At 44.7% G+C, this 23,564-nt stretch carries 19 protein-coding genes and 1 pseudogene; 14 read left to right on the plus strand and 6 right to left on the minus strand.

Annotation, left to right across the window (positions count from 1 at the left end):
• Window positions 1-12 precede the first annotated feature (12 nt).
• Together KI742_RS15085 and KI742_RS15090 are read right to left on the minus strand one after the other, a co-directional pair.
• The gene (locus KI742_RS15085; protein ID WP_017821143.1) at window positions 13-1,980 is read right to left on the minus strand and encodes a DNA topoisomerase III; all 1,968 of its coding nucleotides are present in this window, start codon (window positions 1,978-1,980) and stop codon (window positions 13-15) included.
• Between the two features lie 103 nt (window positions 1,981-2,083).
• Window positions 2,084-2,632, minus strand: a complete 549-nt coding sequence (locus KI742_RS15090) for an NAD(P)H nitroreductase (protein ID WP_005380711.1) — start codon at window positions 2,630-2,632, stop codon at window positions 2,084-2,086.
• Window positions 2,633-2,805: 173 nt separating this feature from the next.
• Here KI742_RS15090 and KI742_RS15095 point away from each other — a divergent pair, with 173 nt between their 5' ends.
• Complete coding sequence (locus KI742_RS15095; RefSeq protein WP_054701571.1) at window positions 2,806-4,122, plus strand: MFS transporter; 1,317 nt, start codon at window positions 2,806-2,808, stop codon at window positions 4,120-4,122.
• A gap of 59 nt (window positions 4,123-4,181) precedes the next feature.
• Here KI742_RS15095 and KI742_RS15100 read toward each other — a convergent pair whose 3' ends face one another.
• Window positions 4,182-6,194, minus strand: a complete 2,013-nt coding sequence (locus KI742_RS15100; RefSeq protein WP_213901806.1) for an NADPH-dependent 2,4-dienoyl-CoA reductase — start codon at window positions 6,192-6,194, stop codon at window positions 4,182-4,184.
• Between the two features lie 224 nt (window positions 6,195-6,418).
• On the opposite strand from KI742_RS15100, the gene sppA reads away from it, so the two are divergent.
• Together sppA and ansA are read left to right on the plus strand one after the other, a co-directional pair.
• The gene (gene sppA, locus KI742_RS15105; protein ID WP_285385558.1) at window positions 6,419-8,269 is read left to right on the plus strand and encodes a signal peptide peptidase SppA; all 1,851 of its coding nucleotides are present in this window, start codon (window positions 6,419-6,421) and stop codon (window positions 8,267-8,269) included.
• Between the two features lie 164 nt (window positions 8,270-8,433).
• Window positions 8,434-9,447 carry an asparaginase gene (gene ansA, locus KI742_RS15110; RefSeq protein ID WP_017635822.1) on the plus strand — a complete coding sequence of 338 codons (1,014 nt, stop codon included), beginning with the start codon at window positions 8,434-8,436 and terminating at the stop codon, window positions 9,445-9,447.
• Between the two features lie 95 nt (window positions 9,448-9,542).
• On the opposite strand, the gene KI742_RS15115 is transcribed toward ansA, so the two are convergent.
• A complete protein-coding gene (locus KI742_RS15115) occupies window positions 9,543-9,827 on the minus strand; it encodes a YeaC family protein (protein WP_005380700.1) in 285 nt (94 codons plus the stop codon).
• Window positions 9,828-9,928: 101 nt separating this feature from the next.
• Between KI742_RS15115 and KI742_RS15120 the strand changes: the two genes are divergently transcribed.
• On the plus strand, window positions 9,929-10,750 hold the full coding sequence (locus KI742_RS15120) for a DUF2989 domain-containing protein (protein ID WP_213907166.1): 822 nt from the start codon (window positions 9,929-9,931) through the stop codon (window positions 10,748-10,750).
• 118 nt (window positions 10,751-10,868) lie between these two features.
• On the opposite strand, the gene msrB is transcribed toward KI742_RS15120, so the two are convergent.
• A complete protein-coding gene (msrB, locus tag KI742_RS15125; RefSeq protein ID WP_005380698.1) occupies window positions 10,869-11,276 on the minus strand; it encodes a peptide-methionine (R)-S-oxide reductase MsrB in 408 nt (135 codons plus the stop codon).
• A gap of 337 nt (window positions 11,277-11,613) precedes the next feature.
• On the opposite strand from msrB, the gene gap reads away from it, so the two are divergent.
• The 10 genes and pseudogenes from gap to KI742_RS15175 all read left to right on the plus strand — a co-directional run bounded on the left by gap (window position 11,614) and on the right by KI742_RS15175 (window position 21,715).
• The gene (gene gap, locus KI742_RS15130; protein WP_005380697.1) at window positions 11,614-12,609 is read left to right on the plus strand and encodes a type I glyceraldehyde-3-phosphate dehydrogenase; all 996 of its coding nucleotides are present in this window, start codon (window positions 11,614-11,616) and stop codon (window positions 12,607-12,609) included.
• Window positions 12,610-12,765: 156 nt separating this feature from the next.
• Complete coding sequence (locus KI742_RS15135) at window positions 12,766-13,650, plus strand: D-hexose-6-phosphate mutarotase (RefSeq protein WP_017820788.1); 885 nt, start codon at window positions 12,766-12,768, stop codon at window positions 13,648-13,650.
• 198 nt (window positions 13,651-13,848) lie between these two features.
• Entirely contained in the window at window positions 13,849-15,885 is a 2,037-nt protein-coding gene (locus tag KI742_RS15140) for a methyl-accepting chemotaxis protein (protein ID WP_033907353.1), read from the plus strand.
• Window positions 15,886-15,981: 96 nt separating this feature from the next.
• Window positions 15,982-16,809 carry a 23S rRNA (guanine(745)-N(1))-methyltransferase gene (rlmA, locus tag KI742_RS15145; protein ID WP_005380691.1) on the plus strand — a complete coding sequence of 276 codons (828 nt, stop codon included), beginning with the start codon at window positions 15,982-15,984 and terminating at the stop codon, window positions 16,807-16,809.
• Between the two features lie 97 nt (window positions 16,810-16,906).
• Window positions 16,907-17,854, plus strand: a complete 948-nt coding sequence (locus tag KI742_RS15150) for a ChaN family lipoprotein (protein WP_285385556.1) — start codon at window positions 16,907-16,909, stop codon at window positions 17,852-17,854.
• A gap of 251 nt (window positions 17,855-18,105) precedes the next feature.
• On the plus strand, window positions 18,106-18,465 hold the full coding sequence (locus KI742_RS15155; RefSeq protein WP_005380688.1) for a hypothetical protein: 360 nt from the start codon (window positions 18,106-18,108) through the stop codon (window positions 18,463-18,465).
• Window positions 18,466-18,863: 398 nt separating this feature from the next.
• Window positions 18,864-20,441, plus strand: a complete 1,578-nt coding sequence (locus KI742_RS15160) for an alkaline phosphatase (RefSeq protein WP_025767190.1) — start codon at window positions 18,864-18,866, stop codon at window positions 20,439-20,441.
• 136 nt (window positions 20,442-20,577) lie between these two features.
• Window positions 20,578-20,877 (plus strand): annotated as a pseudogene (locus KI742_RS15165) (ribbon-helix-helix domain-containing protein).
• A gap of 140 nt (window positions 20,878-21,017) precedes the next feature.
• Window positions 21,018-21,413, plus strand: coding sequence for a VOC family protein (locus KI742_RS15170; RefSeq protein ID WP_005380685.1), 396 nt, complete (start codon window positions 21,018-21,020; stop codon window positions 21,411-21,413).
• A gap of 17 nt (window positions 21,414-21,430) precedes the next feature.
• Window positions 21,431-21,715 (plus strand): putative quinol monooxygenase, encoded by a 285-nt coding sequence (locus tag KI742_RS15175; protein ID WP_005384942.1) that lies wholly within the window; start codon window positions 21,431-21,433, stop codon window positions 21,713-21,715.
• Between the two features lie 69 nt (window positions 21,716-21,784).
• Here the strand turns inward: KI742_RS15175 and KI742_RS15180 are convergent, their stop codons facing one another.
• A complete protein-coding gene (locus tag KI742_RS15180; protein WP_005380681.1) occupies window positions 21,785-23,464 on the minus strand; it encodes a mechanosensitive ion channel family protein in 1,680 nt (559 codons plus the stop codon).
• Window positions 23,465-23,564 lie beyond the last annotated feature (100 nt).

The following is a 23,564-nucleotide window of genomic DNA, read 5'->3' on the forward strand; positions in this document are numbered from 1 at the left end:
GCCGCGCTTGTCCTATGCCTGCTTACCTTTGGTTGCACGAGATTTAGTCGCGCCACCGTTCTTTGAATAACTGCGCTTTTTACGTTTAAACGCAGGACGTTCCACCTTGGGTAGATGACGTAATGAATCAGGGATAGGCCCTGCTTTTACTTGTGCCATCAAGCTATCAATGCGTTGTTCCAGTGCTTGCATGAACGGCTGATATGCTTGATTTCTCTCTGCCATACCTTGTAACTGGTGCTCCCAATGAGCCGTCATATCAGGGTATGTTGAATCTTCTGGCAAGGCATGAATGAGACCTCTTCCCGCAGGAGAACTGAGAATTGACTTACCTTGACGCGTAAGCAGTTGGCGTTTGAACAGCGTGTCCAAAATACCAGCGCGAGTCGCTTCCGTGCCTAGCCCATCAGTGTCACGAAGGATTTTTTTCAGTTCTTTATCCGCAACATAACGGGCGATCCCGGTCATCGCTTGCAACAGCGATGCCTCGGTAAAATGCTTTGGTGGCTCGGTTTTTCGGTCTTTTATTTCCCCTTCACGACAAGTTAACACGGTGCCTTCGGGTAGCGGTGGCACGGCATCAATACCTTCATCTTCCTTGTCAGTTTTGCCCATTAGCGCTTTCCAACCCGGCGAAACTAACTGACGACCTTTCGCGACAAACGTACCACCAGCGATATCGAAAACCAATTTCGCTTCTGCGTAAACCGCCGCCGGATAGAACTGCATGAGGTACTGGCGCGCAATCAATTGATACACTTTCATCTCATTGCCGGAAAGCGCATTCACATTAGCTTGCTTCGGTGTAGGGATAATCGCATGGTGCGCATCCACTTTTTTATCGTTCCAGGCTTTGGACTTTAATGTTAAGTCTGCTCCCTGAACGGCAACTTGCAACTCTTTTGCGTTATTCGCAATAGCAGTTGTCACCGTCCCTGCTTGTGAGTAGTGTTCCATTGGTAAATAGCGACAATCTGAACGCGGGTAAGTGATCAGCTTGTGCTTTTCATACAATGCCTGACAAGTATCTAGTACTTGTTGCGCACTCATACCATAGCGCTTCGCGGCATCGATCTGTAAGGCAGATAACGAATAAGGTAATGGTGCTGATTGCTTGGTTTGCTTTTGTTCCGACTCTGTTACTTTTGCGGGTTGATTTGCGATACGGTTTGCAACATTTTCCACCAACTTACGGTTTAATACTCGACCTTCTTCGTCCTGCCAAGGCTTGCATGCCTCACTTGGCTTCCAACGAGCACGAATATCAAAAGTACCATTGGCATCTTGATATGGGATCAGAGCATGTAGGGTAAAATAGTCCTTCGGGACAAAGTTTTCGATTTCTTCATCACGACGCACCACTAAGCCAAGAACTGGCGTTTGCACTCGCCCTACCGAGAGAACACCTTGATACCCTGCTTTTTGACCAAGCAAGGTATAAGCACGAGACATGTTCATACCATACAGCCAATCAGCCCGAGAGCGGGCCAATGCTGAAACTGAAAGTGGGATAAACTCGCGATTACTGCGCATAGAACTGAGAGCACGTTTAACCGCAGGTAAGTTCAAGTCGGAAATCAACAAACGCTGTGTAGATTCCTTCTTGGTTTTAGATAACTTGCAATAGTCCAGAACTTCATCAACTAACAGCTGACCCTCTCGATCTGGGTCTCCTGCATGAATGACTTCGTTAGCTTCTTTGAGCAATTTACGAATCACTGTTAATTGCTTACTTGCACTTTTCCTCGGTCTGAGCTGCCATTGCTGCGGAACAATTGGTAAATCTGCCATATTCCACTTTTTATAACGCTCATCGTAAGCGTCGGGTTCGACTTGTTCGAGTAAGTGGCCGATACACCAAGTAACGATATCCCCGTTCCCACAGCGGATGAATCCTTGATCTTTCTTTTGAGGGTTTGGCAGTGCAGCGGCAATCGCACGGCCTAAACTTGGTTTTTCAGCAATAAACAGACGAGACATAACGTTTTGGAAATAAATATAATTAGGGCCACATTATCGAATGTAGCCCTAATAAATCAAGAAAAACTGTATAAATAAACAGTCAGTTTATTTAAGTTTTTAGTTATAGGAATTCAACAAACTGAGAAAGGTCACGCTCAGGAACTTTCATCGGTGTACAACCAGGCGTGCCTAAGTACAAGAAACCAACAATCTCATCGTCACCCTCTAAACCAAATGCTTGATGAACTTCTGGATGGAACATCCACTTACCTGAGCGCCAAAACCCTTGAAAGCCTTGCGCTACGGCTGCCATTTGCATCGCTTGTACAGCGCATCCCGCAGATAAGTGTTGCTCTAGTGCTGGTACTTTCTCATGTTCTGTTACTTTAGCAATCACCGTGATCACCATTGGTGCGCGAAATGGGGCATTCTTTACCTTTTCGACCACCGCTTCATCACTATTTTCAGCTTCTGCCGCTTTTACCAATATATCTGACAGTTTTTTCAAACCATCGCCCTGTGCGATAACGAAACGCCAAGGGGTTAATCCCGCATGGTCAGGCGCACGAAGGCCAGCACGAATGATGTTCTCAAGTGCTTTACCTTCTGGTGCAGGCGCGGATAACTTCGCGATAGATCGGCGATTGAGCAAAAGATCGAGAGCGTCCATGAAAGAATCCTTATTGAAGATCGTTGTTATTTTGTTTACGCCACTTTAGCACAATCTGCTCCTGCGAATAACAACCGGTTCTCTGTGGGCTTGATAACGTGCTTCACTTAACATCAATCTGGGTTTAATGTTAATTTATTCGCGAAATGAATAAGTTAAACATAGGCAGGTTGATGAACAAGGACAAACAAAACAGCATTTACGAAAAGATCGTTAATGACGAAGATGCCCGTGCCTGTAAGGCGATTCCTGAATCAGCTTGTCATCAAGTTCCCGGCAACTTTCTTAAAATCATTCTCGCTCAGTTTTTAACGAAAGTCGGCGATGCGTTAATCAATCCTAAAGTCACGTTGCCGTGGATACTACAAAGTCTCGGGGCTCCGGTTTACTTAATTGGTTGGCTGGTTCCTATTCGTGAGTCAGGCTCCCTTATCCCACAACTTAGCATCGCGCACTACATCCGACGCATTCCAGTAAGAAAATGGGTCTGGGTAATTGGCAGCATCTTGCAGGCTCTTTCCATATTTGCAATCGGATTGGTCGCATTAACTCTAACAGGAGCAGCTGCGGGTTATGGTGTGATTGCATGTCTTGTGATCTTCAGCCTCTCACGCGGTTTAAATTCCGTCGCATCAAAAGATGTATTGGGCAAAACCATCCCTAAAAACCAACGAGGTCAAGTCAACGGCTGGTCTTCAAGCGCTGCTGGCCTGGTTACGCTGCTTTTCGCTAGCCTTCTGGCACTAGCCTGGTTATGGGACGTAGAGCCGACAGAGCGCTTTTACGGTCTGAGTTTAGGCTTAGCGGGCGTCATATGGCTCATCGCGGCATTAGTCTATGCGCGAATTAATGAGTATGCCGGTGAGGTAGACGGTGGTCGAAATGGCGTCCTCGAAGCATTTAAACAACTCGCGTTACTTAAGACAGACGTGACCTTTCGTCGATTCGTTATCACGCGGACACTATTTTTATGTTCTGCGCTGAGTGCACCGTACTACGTTGTGCTGGCACAGCAATCTCTGGGTGGACAGCTCTGGGTGCTAGCTCTCTTTATGTTTGCGAGTGGCTTAGCCTCCTTTGTGTCAGGTCCTTTCTGGGGAAGAATGTCCGATCGCTCTAGCCGCAGTGTGATGGTCATAGGCGCAATGATGAGCGCGCTACTTGGTGTTGTGTTATTTGTTTACGATACATGGGTCACCGCTAGCCAAAGCTTCCTATTCGTGATTCCTCTGCTTTACTTTTGTGTTTGTATTGCCCACGACGGAATACGAGTCGGACGAAAAACCTATTTAGTTGATATCGCAGAAGGTGACAAACGGACGAGCTATGTAGCCGTGAGTAACACAGTGGTTGGGATAATGCTGCTTCTAATGAGCTCTCTTGGTGTTATGTCGAACTTCTTGAGCCTTTCAGCTGTGGTGTTAGTGTTCTCTTTTATTACTTTTGCTGGCGTGGTAATGGCCAAACAACTGCCAGATATCAGTGACTAGTTCTATACAAAAAAGCTGCGCTCAAAGCGCAGCTTTTATGGTAAACACACATTAAAAGGCTAGAGTTTTACCGCCAATTTAACACCTTGACGAATCGCACGCACAGCATCAAGTTCACCCGCATGGTCAGCTCCGCCAATGATATGAACCTTCTCTCCAAGTTCAGACCATTTATCTTCAAACGGACGTACAGACTCTTGCCCAGCACAAATGATAACTTTGTCTGCATTAAGTACCTGCGCGCTTCCGTCTACATGAATGTGCAAACCTTGATCATCAATTTTATCGTAAGACACACCACCGACTAAATGTACGCCCCGTTTTTCAAGGGTACGTTTATGGATCCAACCTGTCGTTTTACCCGGACCTTTACCTACACGACCTTTACGACGCTGAAGTACCCAGACTTCTTTATCGCTAACCGCATCAGGGTAAGGGTATAAACCACCCGGCTGAGACATCTCCTTGTCGATTCCCCATTCATGCAACCAGTCATCCAACGTTTGTCCAACTGGCTCTGTGAGCATGGTCGCGACATCTACGCCAATGCCACCAGCACCAACGATAGCCACTTTCTCACCGACTGGCGTTTTGTCTCGAATGAGAGTTTGATAGTCGACGACTTTCTCTGGGTTATCAATTCCATCAATATTGACTTTACGTGGCTCAACACCCGATGCCATCACTATCTCATCGTACTCTGTGAGTAAGTCATAGTTCGCTTCCGTCGATAAGTGCAGATTTACGCCTGTTTCATCAATACGGTTAGCGAAATATCGTATCGTCTCTCGAAACTCTTCCTTACCAGGGATCTGCATCGCAAGACGGAACTGACCACCGATGCGGTCGTTCTTTTCGAACAAATCAACCTTATGGCCACGTTCAGCCAGTGTGGTCGCACAAGCCAAGCCCGCAGGTCCAGCACCAACAACTGCAATGTTTTTCTTTTTAAAGGCTGGTTCAACAACAATTTCGGTTTCATAGCACGCTAGAGGGTTCACTAAGCAACTGGCGCGCTTACCTTTAAACACGTTATCTAGACACGCCTGATTACAACCAATACACGTATTAATAAGCTGCGCTTTTTCCTGTTCGGCTTTAGCAACAAAGTAAGGATCGGCCAAGAATGGGCGCGCCATCGAAACCATGTCGGCATGACCTGAAGATAAAATACGTTCTGCTTCATCTGGCGTATTTATACGGTTGCAAGTGATAATAGGAACCGAAACGTGAGGTTTAACTTTTTCCGTAACCCATGTAAACGCACCACGTGGTACTTGAGTCGCAATGGTCGGAATTCGAGCCTCATGCCAACCGATACCCGTATTAATAATCGTGACGCCAGCCTCTTCAAGTGCTTTCGCCAATTCGATAACGTCTTCAAAAGTGCTGCCCTGCTCGACAAGATCCAGCATAGAAAGACGGAAGATGATGATGAACTTGTCACCCACCGCCTTGCGTACCGCTTTAACAATTTCTAGCGGAAAACGCATACGTTTTTTATAGCTGCCACCCCATTCGTCGTAACGCATATTAGTACGTTTACATAAGAATTGGTTTATCAAGTAACCTTCCGAGCCCATTAACTCGACGCCATCATAACCAGCAAGCTGTGCTAACTCCGCACTATTAGCAAACGCGTCGATGGTTTTCTTTATCTGGCGGTCGCTCATTTCACTCGGAGCAAACTTTGCAATTGGCGCTTTAATGCCAGATGCACTTTGCGAGAATGGATGCATTGCATAACGCCCAGCATGGAGAATTTGCAACGCAATTTTACCACCGTGCTTGTGCACCGCTTCTGTCACAACTTTATGGGCTTTAGCATGTTTTGGCTTGCTGAATTCAGCACTCAACGGGTGTAAACGACCGCGTAAGTTAGGAGAAAAACCTCCGGTTACAATCAGTCCGACACCGCCTTTCGCGCGTTCTTCATAAAAAGCAGCGAGCTTCTGTAATCCTTCTTTGTGCTCTTCTAAGCCCGTGTGCATTGATCCCATCAGAACTCGGTTTCGTAATTGTGTGAAACCGAGATCCAGTGGCTTTAATAGGTTTGGGTACATGGCAGACATCACTTAACATCCATTGTTATTATCATGGTCTGACCAGATTAAGCCTGCTCAACCAAAAAATCAAACAAGCGTTTACATTTTTGTAACACCGATCAATCTCGTGTGAAAATATGCCAATTGTTGAGTGGTCGTGATAAGCTAAAAAAATGTTATCTTTTGAGATCTTAGAGATAAGAACCCATACTTTGTTAGACTCGGCGTAACTATCTCGTTATGGAGACAAGATGAAAAAACTCTTCAAATTTATTGGTTTGATATTTAAAGGGATATGGAAAAGTATCACTTTCATCAGACTCGCACTGGCAAACCTAATTTTCTTGCTGATGATTGCCGTTTTCTACTTTGCCTTTACTTATACCGGAGACGGTCAACCTGTCGTCGAAAAAGAATCGGCATTGGTGATGAACCTTTCAGGCCCAATTGTCGAACAAAGACGTTATGTAAACCCAATGGACTCTTTTGCTGGTTCCCTTTTGGGTAATGAGTTACCGAAAGAAAACGTCCTTTTCGATATCGTTGATACTATTCGCTACGCGAAAGACGATCCTAAAGTATCTGGATTAGTGCTAGCACTGCGAGACATGCCAGAAACAAATCTCACGAAACTACGTTACATCGCGAAAGCGTTGAACGAATTTAAAGCGTCAGGCAAACCCGTTTACGCCGTAGGTGATTTCTACAACCAAAGCCAATATTACTTGGCAAGTTACGCTGACAAAGTTTATCTGGCACCTGATGGTGGTGTATTGATTAAAGGTTACAGCGCTTACTCAATGTACTACAAAACGTTACTTGAAAAGCTTGACGTTTCTACTCATGTTTTTCGCGTAGGTACTTATAAATCCGCTATCGAACCGTTTATTCGTGATGACATGTCCGATGCGGCGAAAGAGTCAGCAACACGTTGGGTTACTCAATTATGGAGTGCTTTTGTTGATGACGTAACAACAAACCGAAACATTGATGCGAAAGTGCTTAATCCAACCATGGATGAGCTGATTAACGAGATGAAGTCTGTAAATGGCGATATTGCTCAGCTCGCAGTCAAATTGGGGCTAGTGGATGAACTCGCGACACGCCAAGACATTCGCACTCTATTTGCAAAACAGTTTGGTAGCGACGGCAAAGACAGCTACAACGCGATTGGTTACTACGACTACCTTGCAACGATTCGTCCTGATTACACACTACCTCAACACGACATCGCCGTTGTTCTAGCCAGTGGCGCGATTATGGACGGTCAACAACCTCGCGGAACTGTTGGTGGTGACACGGTCGCAAGCTTGCTGCGTCAAGCACGCAATGATGAAAAAGTGAAAGCGGTCGTGTTACGAGTAGATAGTCCAGGAGGCAGTGCCTTTGCTTCTGAAGTGATTCGTAACGAAGTAGAAGCTCTGAAGCAAGCAGGTAAGCCGGTTGTTGTATCCATGTCGAGTTTGGCCGCTTCTGGTGGTTATTGGATTTCAATGAGCGCAGACAAAATCGTTGCTCAGCCAACAACCCTGACGGGCTCCATTGGTATATTTAGTGTCATCACCACGTTTGAAAAAGGCTTTAGCAAGTTAGGTATTAATACTGATGGCGTTGGCACATCGCCGTTCTCAGGTGACGGTATTACCACTGGCCTTTCTGAGGGCGCGTCTCAAGTGTTCCAATTAGGTATCGAACACGGTTACAAGCGCTTTATTTCTCTAGTTGGCGAGAATCGCGATATGTCTCTAGAGGAAGTTGACAAAGTTGCTCAAGGTCGAGTTTGGACTGGCCAAGATGCACTATCCTTTGGTCTTGTCGATCAAATGGGTGACTTTGATGATGCTGTAGAGCTAGCGGCGAAACTAGCGAACGTGACCGATTACGGCATTTACTGGGTAGAAGAGCCTCTTTCACCTACTGAACTATTTCTGCAAGAGTTTATGAAACAGGTGAAAGTCTCTCTAGGTATTGATGCAACAAGCTTGCTACCAAAAGGTCTTCAACCCGTAGCTCAACAATTCGAACAAGACGCAAGCTTGCTCCAAAGCTTCAACGATCCTAAAGGTCAATACGCATTTTGTTTGAACTGCCAAGTGCAGTAGTTTTTCCATCAATATTACAAAGGGCACTTCTACTTGAAGTGCCCTTTTTATTAGGCTTTGCATCTCCTCAGATGACTTTCTGATGCTGTGCGTATAGCCTCGCATCTCAAGGTTATTTAGGTATATAATCCCCACCTCTGTTCCCCTACACGAAAGAAAAAACGATGACTAGAAAACACATCTACATCGCTTACACCGGTGGTACCATCGGAATGCAAAAATCCGACCACGGCTATGTGCCTGTTGCTGGCTTTATGGAAAAGCAATTAGCAAGCATGCCCGAATTCCATCGTCCTGAAATGCCGGATTACACCATCCACGAATACGACCCTCTGATTGACTCATCAGATATGACACCTGCTGACTGGCAGCAGATTGCGAATGATATTCGTGACAACTATGACAAATACGATGGTTTCGTTATCCTACATGGTACTGACACCATGGCGTACACAGCGTCCGCATTGTCTTTCATGCTTGAAAACCTTGGTAAGCCAGTGATTGTAACGGGTTCACAAATCCCTCTCGCAGAGCTGCGTTCTGACGGCCAAGCAAACCTATTAAACGCGCTACATATTGCAGCAAACTACCCGATCAACGAAGTAACTTTGTTCTTCAATAATCAATTGATGCGTGGTAACCGCAGCACAAAATCTCATGCAGACGGTTTTAATGCCTTTACTTCACCAAACCTTCCTCCACTATTGGAAGCTGGGATCAATATTCAAGTTAGCAACAGCGTAACCGTTGGTGCACAACCAGAAGGTGAGTTTAAGGTTCACAACATCACGCCACAACCAATCGGTGTGATCACCATGTACCCTGGTATTTCACACGAAGTTATCCGCAACACGCTTCGTCAGCCCGTGAATGCGATGATTCTTCTGACTTTTGGTGTCGGTAATGCTCCTCAGAACCCTGAGCTGCTTGGTCACCTGAAAGAAGCCTCTGAGCGCGGCGTTATTGTCGTAAACCTAACTCAGTGTTTGGCAGGTAAAGTGAATATGGGCGGATATGCCACAGGTTGTGCTCTCGCAGACTCTGGTGTTATCAGTGGCTTTGACATGACGCCCGAAGCGGCGCTGGCAAAACTACACTACCTTCTAAGCCAAAACCTTTCTTACGAAGAAGTAAAAGAGAGAATGCAACAAGTACTGCGTGGTGAAATGAGCCTGTAAGTTCAAGCTTTCTACGATCTAAAAAGCCCAATACAATTTGGGCTTTTTTCTTTCAAAATCAAAATAATAAAATTTTGAGAAATAAGGCGAAAGGATTAATCAATGTTCGGATTGACACGAACAATATCGCTCTCTTCTCCGCTGAATTGTTTTTTAAGCTCTTGTTTTGATTTAAAACTGATTTCACCACCGGCTGCAACCGTCATATGCTGCGCATCAGTATTATGTTTTGATTGATACAACATCACAGCTTGCATACACGAATCTCGCTGCTCTTTAGAAAGTGTTGTACCCTCAGGCCATCTTCCCGTTTCTACTGCATACACTAAGCGATCATAAACTTCTGGAGTCATCGCTTGTAATAGTTGTTCTGCGTCCATAGTGTACCTTCTTATTACATTCTATTTACAGAACATAACGGGTTAAGAAATTGAGTCAAGAATACGAAAATGAATTGGTGTAACGGATCACAAGCAAAACCATGAAAAAAACAAACTGGTTACTTCTCAGCCTCGCATGTTTTGTGCTATCGGGCTGTTTTGAAGGTAACGTGACAACCGAAGAGTTGTGCCAAAAAACACCAGAACTGCGTTGCGAGCAGCTCAATATGGATGACGGCCAATGTCGAATTCCAAGAACAAATTTGGTTTGGCATCGGTTTGAGCAATTGAAAAACCCATCGGAAGCAAACCAAATCATCGAATACGGTCTGGTCGCTGAATATAGGAAATGCTTAGAACTCGCCTCCCAGATCACCCCTATTGATCAAAGTGCTCTCAAAAGACAACGCTTTAATGCATTGGTACACAGTATTGATGAGCTAGAGCGCATTGTAAACGAGTTAAAAGGCTCAGAAGACCCGGCTACTTTGTATTTTTTATGGTCTCAAACGGGAGATACTCAAGCTCGGCGCGCATTTTTACAAATGGAAGGGTCTCCCCAATTAAATAATGCTGAGATGCAATATGCATTAGCCACTTTTTATACCAACCGAGATACCAAGAAAACCCTGGAGCTTCTTAATAACGCGTTGTCTTTATCTGATGAAGACAACATCAATCCGGTCATTCTCAAGTCAATGGCAAGTATTCATCAGGGGCTTGGAGACAAAGAGCAAGCGTATCTATGGGCAATGGTCGCGAAGAGATTCGACGTACCGCTTGCTGATGAAAAGCAGCTCCAACGTATGTTCAATTTCAGTCATCCAGAGCGATATAAGCAGTTGGATGAATTAGCCGAATCGGTGGCGAAAGCCATAGAGAAAGGTATCTATTCCCCAGCAATGATACCCACTGAGATATAAACGAAAAACTCCCGCAATGAGCGGGAGTTTTTCGTTTAAGTCGAGCGACACTCAGATCACCGTTGAGCATGAATCATCCTGAAAGGATAAAACAATCTCGAGCACAATTTTGTCGTTATTATTCTGATTTGTTGAAAATTAACGACACAGAATTAACACAAAAACGCTCTCCTGTGGTCTGTGGGCCATCTTCAAAAACGTGCCCTAGATGGCTATCACACGTTGCACAACGAATCTCTGTACGTACCATTCCGTGACTTAGATCTTCTAAATAGCGCACCGCTTGATCGTTGATAGGCGCATCAAAACTTGGCCATCCGCAGCCAGAGTCATACTTGTTATCAGAGACAAAGAGAGGGGCATTACAACAAGTACAAGCATAAACACCAGTTTCCTTATTATGCAGTAGCTTACCGCTGAAAGGAGGCTCTGTACCTTGCTCTCGGCAAACACGGAACTCTTCATCAGACAGTTGCTCACGCCACTGTTCATCTGACTTCGTCACTTTTTTCCCGCTTTGTTCCACGACTTTCGGCTCCTTATTTACTGTTCTTGGTATTGACTTTTTTAGCAAAAAACTTGCTTCTCTTAACAGTTGTAGCACATACTTTCTCACCAGGACACCATGCGTAATTAATTTGATAAGAACACTTATCTCACCAGTTATATTACGCCAACTGGGCTACAGAAGAATCAGTTAAAAGTTTAAAAAACGTACATTTGCAAAGAATTGTTAAAAAAAGCGTCGCTTTTTTTTGACTTTAAACAAGTTAAGTCCGATTATCACTTGCAGATGTTTACTGGATTCTGTAATTTTACTACCAGTTATCTTTAATCAGAAATTAAGTTGTGGAGCAACTATAATGACTATCAAAGTAGGTATTAACGGTTTTGGCCGTATCGGTCGTTTCGTATTCCGTGCAGCGCAAGAGCGCAACGACATCGAAGTAGTAGGTATTAACGACCTTATCGATGTAGATTACATGGCATACATGCTTAAGTATGACTCAACTCACGGCCGTTTCAACGGTACTGTTGAAGTTGAAGGCGGTAACCTAATCGTTAACGGTAAAACTGTACGTGTTACTGCAGAGCGCAACCCTGAAGACCTAAAATGGGACGAAATCGGTGTTGACGTTGTAGCTGAAGCAACTGGTCTTTTCCTAACTGACGAGACTGCACGTAAGCACATCACTGCTGGCGCGAAAAAAGTTGTACTAACTGGTCCTTCTAAAGACGCTACTCCAATGTTCGTTAACGGCGTAAACTTCGACACTTACGCTGGTCAAGACATCGTTTCTAACGCTTCTTGTACTACTAACTGTCTAGCGCCTATCGCTAAAGTTCTTAACGACAAGTTCGGTATCGAATCTGGTCTTATGACTACAGTTCACGCAACTACAGCAACTCAAAAAACTGTAGATGGTCCTTCTGCTAAAGACTGGCGCGGTGGTCGTGGTGCTTCTCAAAACATCATCCCATCTTCAACTGGTGCTGCTAAAGCTGTAGGCGTTGTACTTCCAGAAGTAAACGGCAAACTAACTGGTATGGCTTTCCGCGTACCAACTGCTAACGTTTCTGTAGTTGACCTAACTGTTAACCTAGTTAACGGTGCTTCTTACGAAGACATCTGTAAAGCGATGAAAGAAGCTTCTGAAGGCGAACTAAAAGGCGTTCTAGGCTACACTGAAGATGCAGTTGTATCTCAAGACTTCATCGGCGAAGTTTGCACTTCAGTATTCGATGCTAAAGCTGGTATCGCGCTAACTGACAAATTCGTTAAAGTTGTATCTTGGTACGACAACGAAATCGGTTACTCAAACAAAGTTCTAGACCTAATCGCTCACATCTCTAAGTAATTAGAAAGTTAGCAATTAGCGAATAACTTCGTTAAAGAAAAGGCGGCTCTAGAGTCGCCTTTTTTGTATCTGGAATTTGAGAGAATGCAGGCTCGATGTTGCATTTAATGTGCGAAGCGCGTCTAAAAGCTCTCCCCCAGCGATAGGAAACTACACATGGATTTAAAAACTCTCCCAGCCCTAACGGTGCTATCTGATAACGTCACTATCGTTGAAGTTGATCAGATAAAAATCGTCCGCGTGATTCATGACAAAGCAACGGCAGGCATCTCGCTACACGGTGGTCATGTCGTGTCGTTCACGCCTAAAGGTCAAGAAGATCTGATCTGGATGAGCGAAAAAGCTGTCTTCGATGGTAAAGCTGCTCTTCGCGGTGGCATTCCGGTTTGTTGGCCTTGGTTTGGGCGTATTGCTGCTCCAGCTCACGGCTTTGCCCGCACCGCAGAATGGGAGTTGGTTGAACATCGTGAGAACCATAACGGTGTGATTGTTGAACTTGCTCTGTTCCCGACAGAAGAAATCCACGATATTTGGCCCCATATGTTTGACGCTCGTTTGGTGATTGAAGTGGGCGATGAGCTAAAAGTGACGCTCAAAGTCATGAACATTGATGACGAGGCTTGGACCTTCTCTGGCGCATTACATACTTACCTAAACGTTGGAGACATTAAGCAAGCACAAACGACAGGCATGGGTGCCGAGTACATTGATAGCTTGAAAGCTGATGCGGTATGCCAAGGTGGTAATGTTCTACAACTAACTGACACCATTGATCGCGTTTACACGCAACCAGAAGCGAAAATTTTGGTAAAAGACCCGGTATTGGATCGTACGCTAAGCGTACACAACCAAGGCCACAACTCAGCAGTATTATGGAACCCTTGGGCAGAAGGTGCGCAAAGCATGGGTGACATGGCTGACGATGGTTATCAAACCATGTTGTGTGTGGAGTCTGCTGTTCATGCACCAAGTATTGAGCAAGGTCAAACCCTCCAACCAGGTGAGACACATGAACTTGTCACTGTCATTTCAGCGCAGTAAGAATCACCATATAAAGGCCGGGGATACCCGGCTTTTTTTGTAATAAAAACTCTGCTTAGATGGTCCTATCTTTACTAACTTATTGGTTACTGGTCACTTTTGACGGTTTCATTAATAAATATCAAAAAAATTGATCATATAAACCGATAGCATACCGATACAAAACTCATAAATAATAAAAATATCAGGAATTAGTCTATGTTAGAGAGATACCGAAATCAAAGTGTCGGATTCCAGTTGAAACTGGTGATCACTTTGTGTCTATTCATTGCTTTCAGCAGTATTGCAGCGCTTGTTTACCGCAACGCTTCCGATGTTCTATTGGAAAGCACACTGAAAGAACACCAATCTAAAGTAGAATCAATGGCAAAAACCATTGCTGGCCAATTCGATGCTTACCTGCACACCGCTAAAGTCCTCGAATCTACTTTTCGCAATGGCTACCTTGCCGGTGTCTATGTCGAAAATTACACGGTTGACTTCATGGGACATGAAGTACCAAACATCACTCAATACAGTGAAAGCTTAATTAATGACACCAAGTTGGTCGACAGTTTCACACGTGATACCGGCGCTATAGCAACGCTATTCGCACCATTGGGTGACGACTTTATTCGGGTGTCCACCTCCCTAAAAGATCCACAAGGTCAGCGAGCGGTCGGAACCACGCTAGGCATCAACCATCCTGGTTATCAGCAACTTAAAGCAGGACAACCGTATTACGCTCAAATTAAATTGTATGGCGAGCGCTACATTACCTACTATGCCCCAATCAAAGATGCGACAGGAAAGGTAGCAGGCCTATCGTTTATTGGCTTACCAGTAGACCAAGCGACACAAACCTTATTCGATGCACTCGAAGAGATAAAATGGGGCGACACTGGTTACACCATTATCGTTGATAACGACGAAAACAATCTTGGTAAATACCTACTTCATCCAGCAAAAAGCGGCTCAGATTCGTCAATACTAGAAGTCGCCGACTACAATGGTCACAAGCCTTTTGGCCAGATTTTCGAACAATCTAGTGGATTAATTCGCTACCCTTTCGAGTACCAAGGTAACGTAGGCGAAAAGTATCTTGTCTACACAGAGGTTCCAGGTTGGAACTGGAAACTGCTAGGCGGTACGTTTATCAAAGAAGTTACAAAAGGTAGCGACACGCTTCTCACACTCATTGCCATCATTTCTTCGGTAGCGGCAATCATTACTTTTGTTGTACTGACACTTTTCTTGAATCACAGCTTACAACCTCTCACGACTCTAAACTCATACATGACTCGCTTAGCCGGCGGCGAAGTCAGCTTGAGCATCCCAGCGTCTCGTAAAGCATCAAAGAATGAAATTACGAACCTGAGCTCGGGTGTCGCCAGTATGGCAAGTCAGCTCAATGAACTTGTCGGTAAGATCCGTTCAACAAGCGACTTAGTGGAGAGCAACTCCACCAGCGTTGCCAACGATGCACATAGCAATTTGACCCAAGCCGACCGACAACAACAAGAAGTCGAGCAAGTTGTGACAGCGATTGAAGAAATGGCCTCTTCCGCTCAATCTGTCGCACAACAAGTCGAAAGCATTGCGGAAAACGTACGCTCAGCAAATACCGATAGCCAGTCTGGTCTCGCGATTGTTGAAGGCGTATGTATCGACGTTGCTCAACTTAACGATCAATTGGATCAATCAGCAACGGCTATCGAGCAAGTAAATCGCGATAGCGAGAGTATTCAAACCGTCACTAAAATGATTGATGAAATTGCTGAGCAAACCAATTTACTTGCCTTGAATGCCGCCATTGAAGCAGCACGAGCAGGTGAACAAGGCCGTGGCTTCGCAGTTGTAGCAGATGAAGTGCGCACACTTGCGCACCGAACCCAAAGCTCAGTTCAGGATGTCGTGGAAATTATCGAGAAACTAAAAGGGTCGACTCATAATGCAGTTAATATGATGACAGACAGCCAACGCAGTGCAAACCAGGTCTTGGACAAAGCACAAGACGCGGGCACAGCATTAGAAGCCATCGCAGTACAAGTGCAGTCGATAGCCTCTCAAGCCGACGCCATTGCAGCGACTTCAGAAGAACAAGCTCAAGTTTCACAAGAAATTGCAGCAAATGCCCATTCTATCAGTGAACTTAACCGAGAAAGCCGCAACACGAGCGCAAAAACCTCGCAAAGTGCCATTGAACTTCAACAACAAGCACGAAACTTGAAAGAGCAAGTCGACTTCTTCCACTAATACTTAATAAGAGCCGACCCAGTCGGCTCTTTTTGTTTCACTTGATACCACGCTTTTTGATAGAATTTGCCGCCCTACTTTCTGTTCGAGATCGTCATGAACTATCAATGCCCTCTATGCCACCAAGCTCTAGCGTTAAATGAAAAAACGTTTAAGTGCGAAAACAATCATCAGTTTGACTTAGCAAAAGAAGGCTACGTTAACTTGATGCCAGCGCACCACAAACGTTCTAAAGATCCTGGTGACAACAAAGAGATGATGCAAGCTCGTCGTCGATTCCTCGAAGGAGATTACTACAACCCAATGCGCCAAGAAGTGGCGCAGCTGTGTGCAACATACACTGAGGGGAGCACCCATCAATTATTAGATATTGGTTGTGGTGAAGGTTACTACACAGATCAAGTACAAAAGACGATAGAAACACAAGCGAACCATGCCACGATTTATGGCTTAGACATTTCCAAAGTTGCCATTCGTTACGCGGCGAAGCGTTACACGCACTGCAACTTTAGTGTGGCTTCTAGTCACCGACTTCCCTTCGCAAATGAATCCTTAGATGCCATTTTGCGCATTTATGCCCCGTGTAAAGCTGAGGAGCTGCAGCGCGTTGTAAAAAACGACGGCGTTGTTGTCACGGTTACTCCTGCTAGCCGCCACTTATACCAACTGCGTGAGCGCATTTATCAAGAAGTTCGTCTTCACAATGAAGAACCAGAACATATTGAAGGGTTTGAATTAGAGCACCAGCAGCATCTTAACTATGTTATGGACTTGAAAAACGGAGCCGCAATCGATTTATTGCAAATGACGCCATTCGCATGGAAAGCAACCGATGCTCTTCGTGAAGAGTTGAAATCCGCTACACTTTTCCAATGTGAGGCTGATTTTATGTTGCGTGTATATCGCAAAAAAACACTCAATTAATACGTCAAAAAAACAACAAACGCAAATAGTTATCATTTATATTGATTCATTGCTCAGCCTCCATTAATATCATCCGGACATTTTTGGAGGCTTTTCAATGCGCTTTTCTACTTTGAGCTTGCTCTTTGCAGGCTTACTTACTGGTTGCTCTTCATATACGCACACCAACTCTCACGCAACCTCAGCGGAAGTCACTAGTTTTTACGACTACCAACTATACACCCCTTCTGGCGAGCACATCGCTCTAAGCAAACTGCCAATTGAGCTGCAACAAGCAGATGTCATTCTTATTGGTGAATGGCACACACACGCCGGCATTCATCGCTTTCAAACCGATATGCTCAAACAACTTACGTCCTACGACCGCTCACTCGCGTTATCTATGGAACAATTTACCCGTGACAAACAACCTGTTGTTGACGCTTACCTACGTGGGGAGATCGGCGAACAGTACTTAATGAAACAAGCCAACGCTTGGCCCAATTATGAAAGCGACTATCGCCCTCTCGTGGAGTTTGCTAAGCAGAAAAATCTCCCGGTCATTGCAGCAAATGCACCAAAGAGCATTGTTCGATGCATTGGTCGACAAGGGCTAGATTACATTAACAAGCTCGATGATGATCAGCGGATGTTCATTGCACAAGCCATCAACACTGGTAGTAGTCCGTACAAAGAAAAGTTCATGGCATCCATGCATCACGGTAAGCCAGAGCAGACGGAAAAACAGTTTGCAGCTCAAGTTACTTGGGATGAAACTATGGCGGAATCTATCGTTGGCTACCTAGACGACAACCCAGGCGCTCAGGTTGTCCATGTTGCAGGCAAGTTTCACACCGAGCAAGGGTTGGGTACGGCAGCATCAATCTTAAGCCGCAACCCGAGCTTAAAAGTGGTTGTAATTAGCCCAACAGATAACGTGCTTTCCGATAATACTGACTATCAGTTAGAGGTTCTCGCACCACCAGTACGGTATGTACAAGATGCTCACCGCATGGCGGCATATCAACATCTAACTAAACGCAATAACGATCTTCAATGTAAGTAGCTGGTCTTCAATTTAAGTTACTACCTTGTCGTTGCGTTGCATCATCAAACCGCTCCGAGTTCATCGAGTGACAAGGATCTGCTTCCTGCTGGTCTATTTTTTGCTAATGATCACCAATAGAAACTAGAAGCGGCAAAAGCAGACCTGTTTTTATCCAAATAGCTTCAGAAATAAACTTTGCCGCCGATAAAAATATAACTGCTTTTTACCCGCACTCAGTGACCGAGTGTCGATGTTCCAAGGAGTATTCGATGAATCCAGTAGGAAGCACTTCTGTTAATAGCTATGCCAAACAATCTGTCGCCTCTAAACAAGCAAGTATTGCACAAGAAGAAACTAGTGCTTCGCCGCTGAAAGTCGAACACAATAAAGTGACGCTTTCGACCGAAGGCAAAGCGCTACTTGCCGCTCTGCAACAAATCGAGCACGACAGCAAGAAAATAGAAGCAGAAGATAAATCTGTTGGTGAAAAGGTCGAATCTTTCACGCATGGTGCGCTTGGCATGGATCACCCCGATAAAATCGAGAAAGAAGAGGATGGCTCATATTCTGCGGGTCAATACCTTTCTGCGGCACTTACCGTTGGTGGCATCATACTGGCATTAGTCTGATAACCAGTCTGATAATCGTCACGACAACAAATCCTATTTGAACCAAACACTTACTGCAGCCCATAATTTAATAAGCCAAAGAACGATATGATGCAAACGTAAGTGAATTCGACCGCTCTTGTGGCCCGATAATACATGCTCGTTTATTGCTCCCTAAACTAGGTTTCTTGTGAAGGCACTGAATGGATAACTTTAGTCCATGCTTTCAACTCCTAAGCGTAATCCAAGCCCACGTTTGTGGGCTTTCTTCTTTCCAAACTAACGAACGTTAGAGAGCGACTCATTTTTTCTGCAAAACCAAACAAAAACGACAATTTGGTTAAACTTTTATTACCGACACAAAACCTTCATAAATCATTGCTTTAATGCCTGCGCTTTCAATAAACAAGGAAAATATAATGAAGCGCTTAGTATCTCCAATCGTTACGGCAGTGGCTGCATCTACCCTCTCTTTCAATGCACTCTCAGCTGAAATCAAAAACGTCATTTTGATGATCGGCGACGGCATGGGTCCTCAACAAGTTGGTTTACTCGAGACCTACGCAAAACACGCACCTAACTCGGTTTACAAAGGCGAAAGCACAGCGTTATACAAACTCGCTCAAGAAGGTGTGATTGGATCATCACTGACCAATCCAGAAGACGCAATTGTCGTCGACTCTGCGTGCTCAGCTACGATGCTAGCGACAGGAATCCCTACCGCTTCTGAAGTCATTGGCATTGATAGCCAAGGCAACCATGTCGAAACTATTTTAGAAAAAGCCAAAAGTAAAGGTAAAGCAACTGGGCTCGTCTCTGATACGCGTATGACCCACGCAACGCCAGCAGCATTTGCCGCTCATCAACCACATCGCTCCCTAGAAAACAGTATTGCGGCGGATATGCTCGAAACAGGCGTAGACGTGATGATGTCTGGTGGACTTCGTCATTGGATTCCAAAGTCGACAAACGACAAGGGAGAGACATACGAGCAGCTTGAAAAGCTCACTGAAGGAAATGTCTACCTAAAATCGAAACGCAAAGACGAACGCAACTTGCTTACTGAGGCGCAAGACCAAGGTTACAACCTGGCTTTCAGCCGCGATATGCTCACACAAGCTAAAGGTGACAAATTACTTGGACTTTTTGCTTACTCGGGCATGAACGATGGTATTGCCTACAGTCAAAGCAAAAACGATCCAAAACGCACGCAGCCATCGCTGAAAGAAATGACCACCAAAGCAATCGACATTCTTTCAAAAGACAAAGACGGTTTTTTCTTGATGGTTGAAGGCGGCCAAATTGACTGGGCTGGCCACAGTAACGATGCAGGTACGATGCTGCATGAAATGCTTAAATTCGATGAAGCGGTAAACTCAGTTTATGAGTGGGCAAAAGGCCGTGATGACACCCTGATCATTGTTACTGCTGACCACGAAACCGGCTCTTTTGGCTTTAGCTACTCATCAGCAAACTTGCCTAAACCACAAAAACGCGACGGCGAAGCATTCAAAAATCAGGATTACGCGCCAAACTTCAACTTTGGTCAGTTCGAGATCCTCGATGGTTTATACAACCAAAAGAAAAGTTACTACGGCATGATCAGTGAATTCCAAGCGCTTGATAAGAAAGAGCAAACTCCAGAGAAGTTTGCGGAAGTCGTGAACGCAAATAGCGATTTTTCGATTACGCCTGAGCAAGCAGAACGCGTATTAGCAAGTAAACCAAATCCATACCGACTCGCTGGACACAAATACTTAAGCGAAGAGAACGTACCGACAATCAATGACTTTGATGCTTTCTTTCCTTACAACGACCGTGGCAACTTGCTAGCGCGTGAGCATGCAACAAAGCAAAACACAGTATGGGGGACGGGTACTCATACGCATACTCCTGTCAACGTATTTGCTTGGGGACCTGCAGAAACTATCCTTCCAGTATCAAAAATCATGCACCACTCGCAACTAGGCGAGTACTTGAAACAACAAATTAAATAATCAACTTGCACTTACTTCACAACTCGTGATGTTTCAACGCTCTCGCAAGGGAGCGTTTTTTTATGCATGAAAACAGTTGACGTTTTAAATCGTACACCACAATAATTATGGGTCTTTAATTATATGAATAAAGAAAATGTGCGAAATCTTTGCTAAGCAACCCCAAGACAACTATCAGTTCATCACCCGCTCTATCCGTATTGATGGTCACGCGACCAGTGTAAAACTTGAAGCGAGCTTTTAGACAATTCTTGAGGAAATCGCTAGTGCTCAAAACATGACGGTTCCTAAATTCATAAGCACTGTTTATCAAGAAGCACTCGAATACAATGGTGAAGTGAACAACTTTGCCTCCTTACTTCGATGCGCTTGCCTCACTTACGCCCGCCAACCTCAAGAGACCACTCGTCAAGCACTTGCGCAACTTAACAGTTAATAGCAACCAACCGACCAATAACCATCCTAGGCTATGCATCCGTATTATAAACCCTTGAGCATCTTCTAATTTGTCGTACTAGAGTACTACCCAGACTCCTTTTGAAATCGCTAACCTGTGCGGACTATCAAGGAGTACCTATGACAAAAATGATTCACACCATGATCCGAGTAAGTGATCTGGACCGCTCTCTACAATTTTACTGTGACGTACTTGAACTAGAAGTCGCTGATCAATACATCTTTGATGGCTTTTCTCTAACCTATCTAGCCAACCAAGAAACTGGCTTTGAATTGGAACTGACGCACAATCACGACCAAAGTGAGCCCTACACTCACGGCTCAGGTTACGGCCACCTTGCCGTCAGCGTGGAGGACATTGAACAAGCCCACAAACGCATTAAATCTCTCGGCATTGAAACTGGTGACATCAAAGCCTTTGACCATCAACAAAAGCATTTAGCAACGTTCTTTTTTGTAACCGACCCTGATGGTTACAAAATTGAGTTCCTGCAACGCCAAGGGCGTTACCTATAACAAAAAGAGTAAACATTATGATTCACTTGACGGCTACCTTTCATGCACAACCGGGAAAAGAACAAGAGTTGAAAGAGGTACTTACCCGAGCGCTTGAACCTACTCGCAATGAAGAAGGTTGCGTTCGTTATCAATTGTTCCAAGATAAAGACAATACATGCCACTTCGTTTTTCAGGAGCAATTTAAAAACCAACAAGCATTTGAGCTTCATGGTAAAACAGAACACTTTGCTCTTTTGATTAGCCAGATCGACAACTTGTTAGAATGCGAGCCGAAACTGGTGTTCTTTAACGAACTGTAACTATGGCGCTAACTGAAGATCAAAAAGGGCACTCTACCTAGAGTGCCTTTCACTTGTTGGGACCTGTGATTAGGCGTCTTGCTTCTCCACCATATGCAAATGCACATCTTGTTGTGGGAAAGGAATCGAAATACCTTCTCGGTCGAAGCGTAGTTTCACCTCTTTTGTCACATCCCAGTATACATCCCAGTAATCATCCGTTTTTACCCAAGGACGCACAATAAAATCTACAGAAGACGTATTTAATGTATGAACTTTGATCATTGGCTCTGGAGTGCGAAGTACCGAAGGGTGAGAGGTAATGATATCAGACAATACTGACTCCGCTTTTAAGAGGTCATCCGCATAGCCAATACCAAACACCATATCCACGCGGCGAATGCGTTCATGCGTGACGTTCTTAATAACATCTCCCCAGATTTTGCTGTTAGGCACAATAATAATTTGGTTATCAAACGTACGGATTGTGGTGTTCACCAAACTCATATGGCTTACCTTGCCATCCACACCGCCAGCATACACAAAATCACCAACATCAAATGGACGATAAATAAGCAGCATCATACCCGCCGCGAAGTTGGATAACGTGTCTTGCAACGCGAAACCAATAATCACACCAGCAATACCGAAACCGGTTAGGATTGGCGCTAGGTTCAAGCCAAGCTGAGATAAGCCTACCATGATACCGATCACCCACACGAATTTGCCGGACATCGAGATAAAGAAGTCCTGCATCAAGTGGGAAAGTTTTAAGTTTTTCGATGCAACTGCCTTACGGACCACTTTGCGCGTTAACTTAGCCAGTCCGCGAGCGATCAATAAAATCAGCGCAAAAACAAACAACTGGAAGATATGCTGCGGTGCATTCTCGGCAAACCAATCCAGTGCCGAGTTGGACCAGTGGCTCAGTATTGACCACACAACTTTGGTATTCAGTAAATCATGGGTGATATTACCCGTCACTTCAAAAATTTGGCGTTTGTATTCAGACGTTTCTAAACCGACTTTATCACCAATTGAAATCAGGTTGCGTAAGCTTTCTGTCGCAATATTTAGCCTTTGTTTAGTAATGAGCTGACTAAGTTGCAACGACGCTTTTTCCGATTCTGGGCTAGACGAAAGTTGGGAGCCAATGATCTCACTTTGCTGACTCAAGTACTCAATAGAAGCAGACAGTAAGCGCATACGTTTATCAATTTTATCTTTTAGTTCCGCTTCTGCGCGCTCGTTTTGGGCCCCTAGCTCCTTCAACCAAGCGAGATTTTGCCAGCTCGAATCGAAGCTAACATCAAGATAACGCTGTAGCTCTCGATAATCATTAACAAGAGCAAGCTTCTCTTCATCCTTAGCCTTATTTAAATCCTCGACGACTTTCTTTATTTTTTCCGATAGATAGTTCGTCGCATCCTCAGAGTATTGTTCTTGTTTTTTAACTAGCAAGATCAGCTTGTCGCGAGAGATAGTTTCACGTTCAATCGCTGACGCTAACTGGCTTCTTAATTCTTCATTCTTTTGGAATAGTTGCAGTTGAAGGGCATCACGCTCGTCGCCACTCGCTTGCGAGAGGCTTTGGGATAAATCCACAATCTCTCGGTTCAAGTTGTCAATCGAGATTTCGGCAGCAGAAGGCTCTTGGATATCGTCAGTAGCAGTCGCATGAACAGCCATTGGGGAGAACATAATGACGGCAAGTGCGAATAATGTCACCCAAGATGTCAGGCGCAGTTTCTGGGGGAAATGAAACGTCATGTTTACCTCATAGGGAACAATCCTGATCAAAACAATCAGGAATAGAAGTGTAAAGCGTTGAAATCATACTCCTAAGTTTACAACACTAAATAATAAACTG

It is taken from the genome of Vibrio sp. D417a, from assembly GCF_030248595.1.
Lineage (GTDB): Bacteria > Pseudomonadota > Gammaproteobacteria > Enterobacterales > Vibrionaceae > Vibrio > Vibrio alginolyticus.

What these genes read in the sequence shown, in the direction of transcription:
- rlmA (WP_005380691.1), top strand. Translation starts at nt 15,982, where the DNA reads ATGAACTATCAATGCCCTCTATGCCACCAAGCTCTAGCGTTAAATGAA.
- KI742_RS15100 (WP_213901806.1), bottom strand. Translation starts at nt 6,194, where the DNA reads ATGTCTGCCATGTACCCAAACCTATTAAAGCCACTGGATCTCGGTTTC.
- KI742_RS15095 (WP_054701571.1), top strand. Translation starts at nt 2,806, where the DNA reads ATGAACAAGGACAAACAAAACAGCATTTACGAAAAGATCGTTAATGAC.
- sppA (WP_285385558.1), top strand. Translation starts at nt 6,419, where the DNA reads ATGAAAAAACTCTTCAAATTTATTGGTTTGATATTTAAAGGGATATGG.
- KI742_RS15170 (WP_005380685.1), top strand. Translation starts at nt 21,018, where the DNA reads ATGACAAAAATGATTCACACCATGATCCGAGTAAGTGATCTGGACCGC.
- KI742_RS15135 (WP_017820788.1), top strand. Translation starts at nt 12,766, where the DNA reads ATGGATTTAAAAACTCTCCCAGCCCTAACGGTGCTATCTGATAACGTC.
- KI742_RS15160 (WP_025767190.1), top strand. Translation starts at nt 18,864, where the DNA reads ATGAAGCGCTTAGTATCTCCAATCGTTACGGCAGTGGCTGCATCTACC.
- KI742_RS15120 (WP_213907166.1), top strand. Translation starts at nt 9,929, where the DNA reads ATGAAAAAAACAAACTGGTTACTTCTCAGCCTCGCATGTTTTGTGCTA.
- KI742_RS15140 (WP_033907353.1), top strand. Translation starts at nt 13,849, where the DNA reads ATGTTAGAGAGATACCGAAATCAAAGTGTCGGATTCCAGTTGAAACTG.
- KI742_RS15175 (WP_005384942.1), top strand. Translation starts at nt 21,431, where the DNA reads ATGATTCACTTGACGGCTACCTTTCATGCACAACCGGGAAAAGAACAA.
- ansA (WP_017635822.1), top strand. Translation starts at nt 8,434, where the DNA reads ATGACTAGAAAACACATCTACATCGCTTACACCGGTGGTACCATCGGA.
- gap (WP_005380697.1), top strand. Translation starts at nt 11,614, where the DNA reads ATGACTATCAAAGTAGGTATTAACGGTTTTGGCCGTATCGGTCGTTTC.
- KI742_RS15155 (WP_005380688.1), top strand. Translation starts at nt 18,106, where the DNA reads ATGAATCCAGTAGGAAGCACTTCTGTTAATAGCTATGCCAAACAATCT.
- KI742_RS15090 (WP_005380711.1), bottom strand. Translation starts at nt 2,632, where the DNA reads ATGGACGCTCTCGATCTTTTGCTCAATCGCCGATCTATCGCGAAGTTA.
- KI742_RS15085 (WP_017821143.1), bottom strand. Translation starts at nt 1,980, where the DNA reads ATGTCTCGTCTGTTTATTGCTGAAAAACCAAGTTTAGGCCGTGCGATT.
- KI742_RS15180 (WP_005380681.1), bottom strand. Translation starts at nt 23,464, where the DNA reads ATGACGTTTCATTTCCCCCAGAAACTGCGCCTGACATCTTGGGTGACA.
- KI742_RS15150 (WP_285385556.1), top strand. Translation starts at nt 16,907, where the DNA reads ATGCGCTTTTCTACTTTGAGCTTGCTCTTTGCAGGCTTACTTACTGGT.
- KI742_RS15115 (WP_005380700.1), bottom strand. Translation starts at nt 9,827, where the DNA reads ATGGACGCAGAACAACTATTACAAGCGATGACTCCAGAAGTTTATGAT.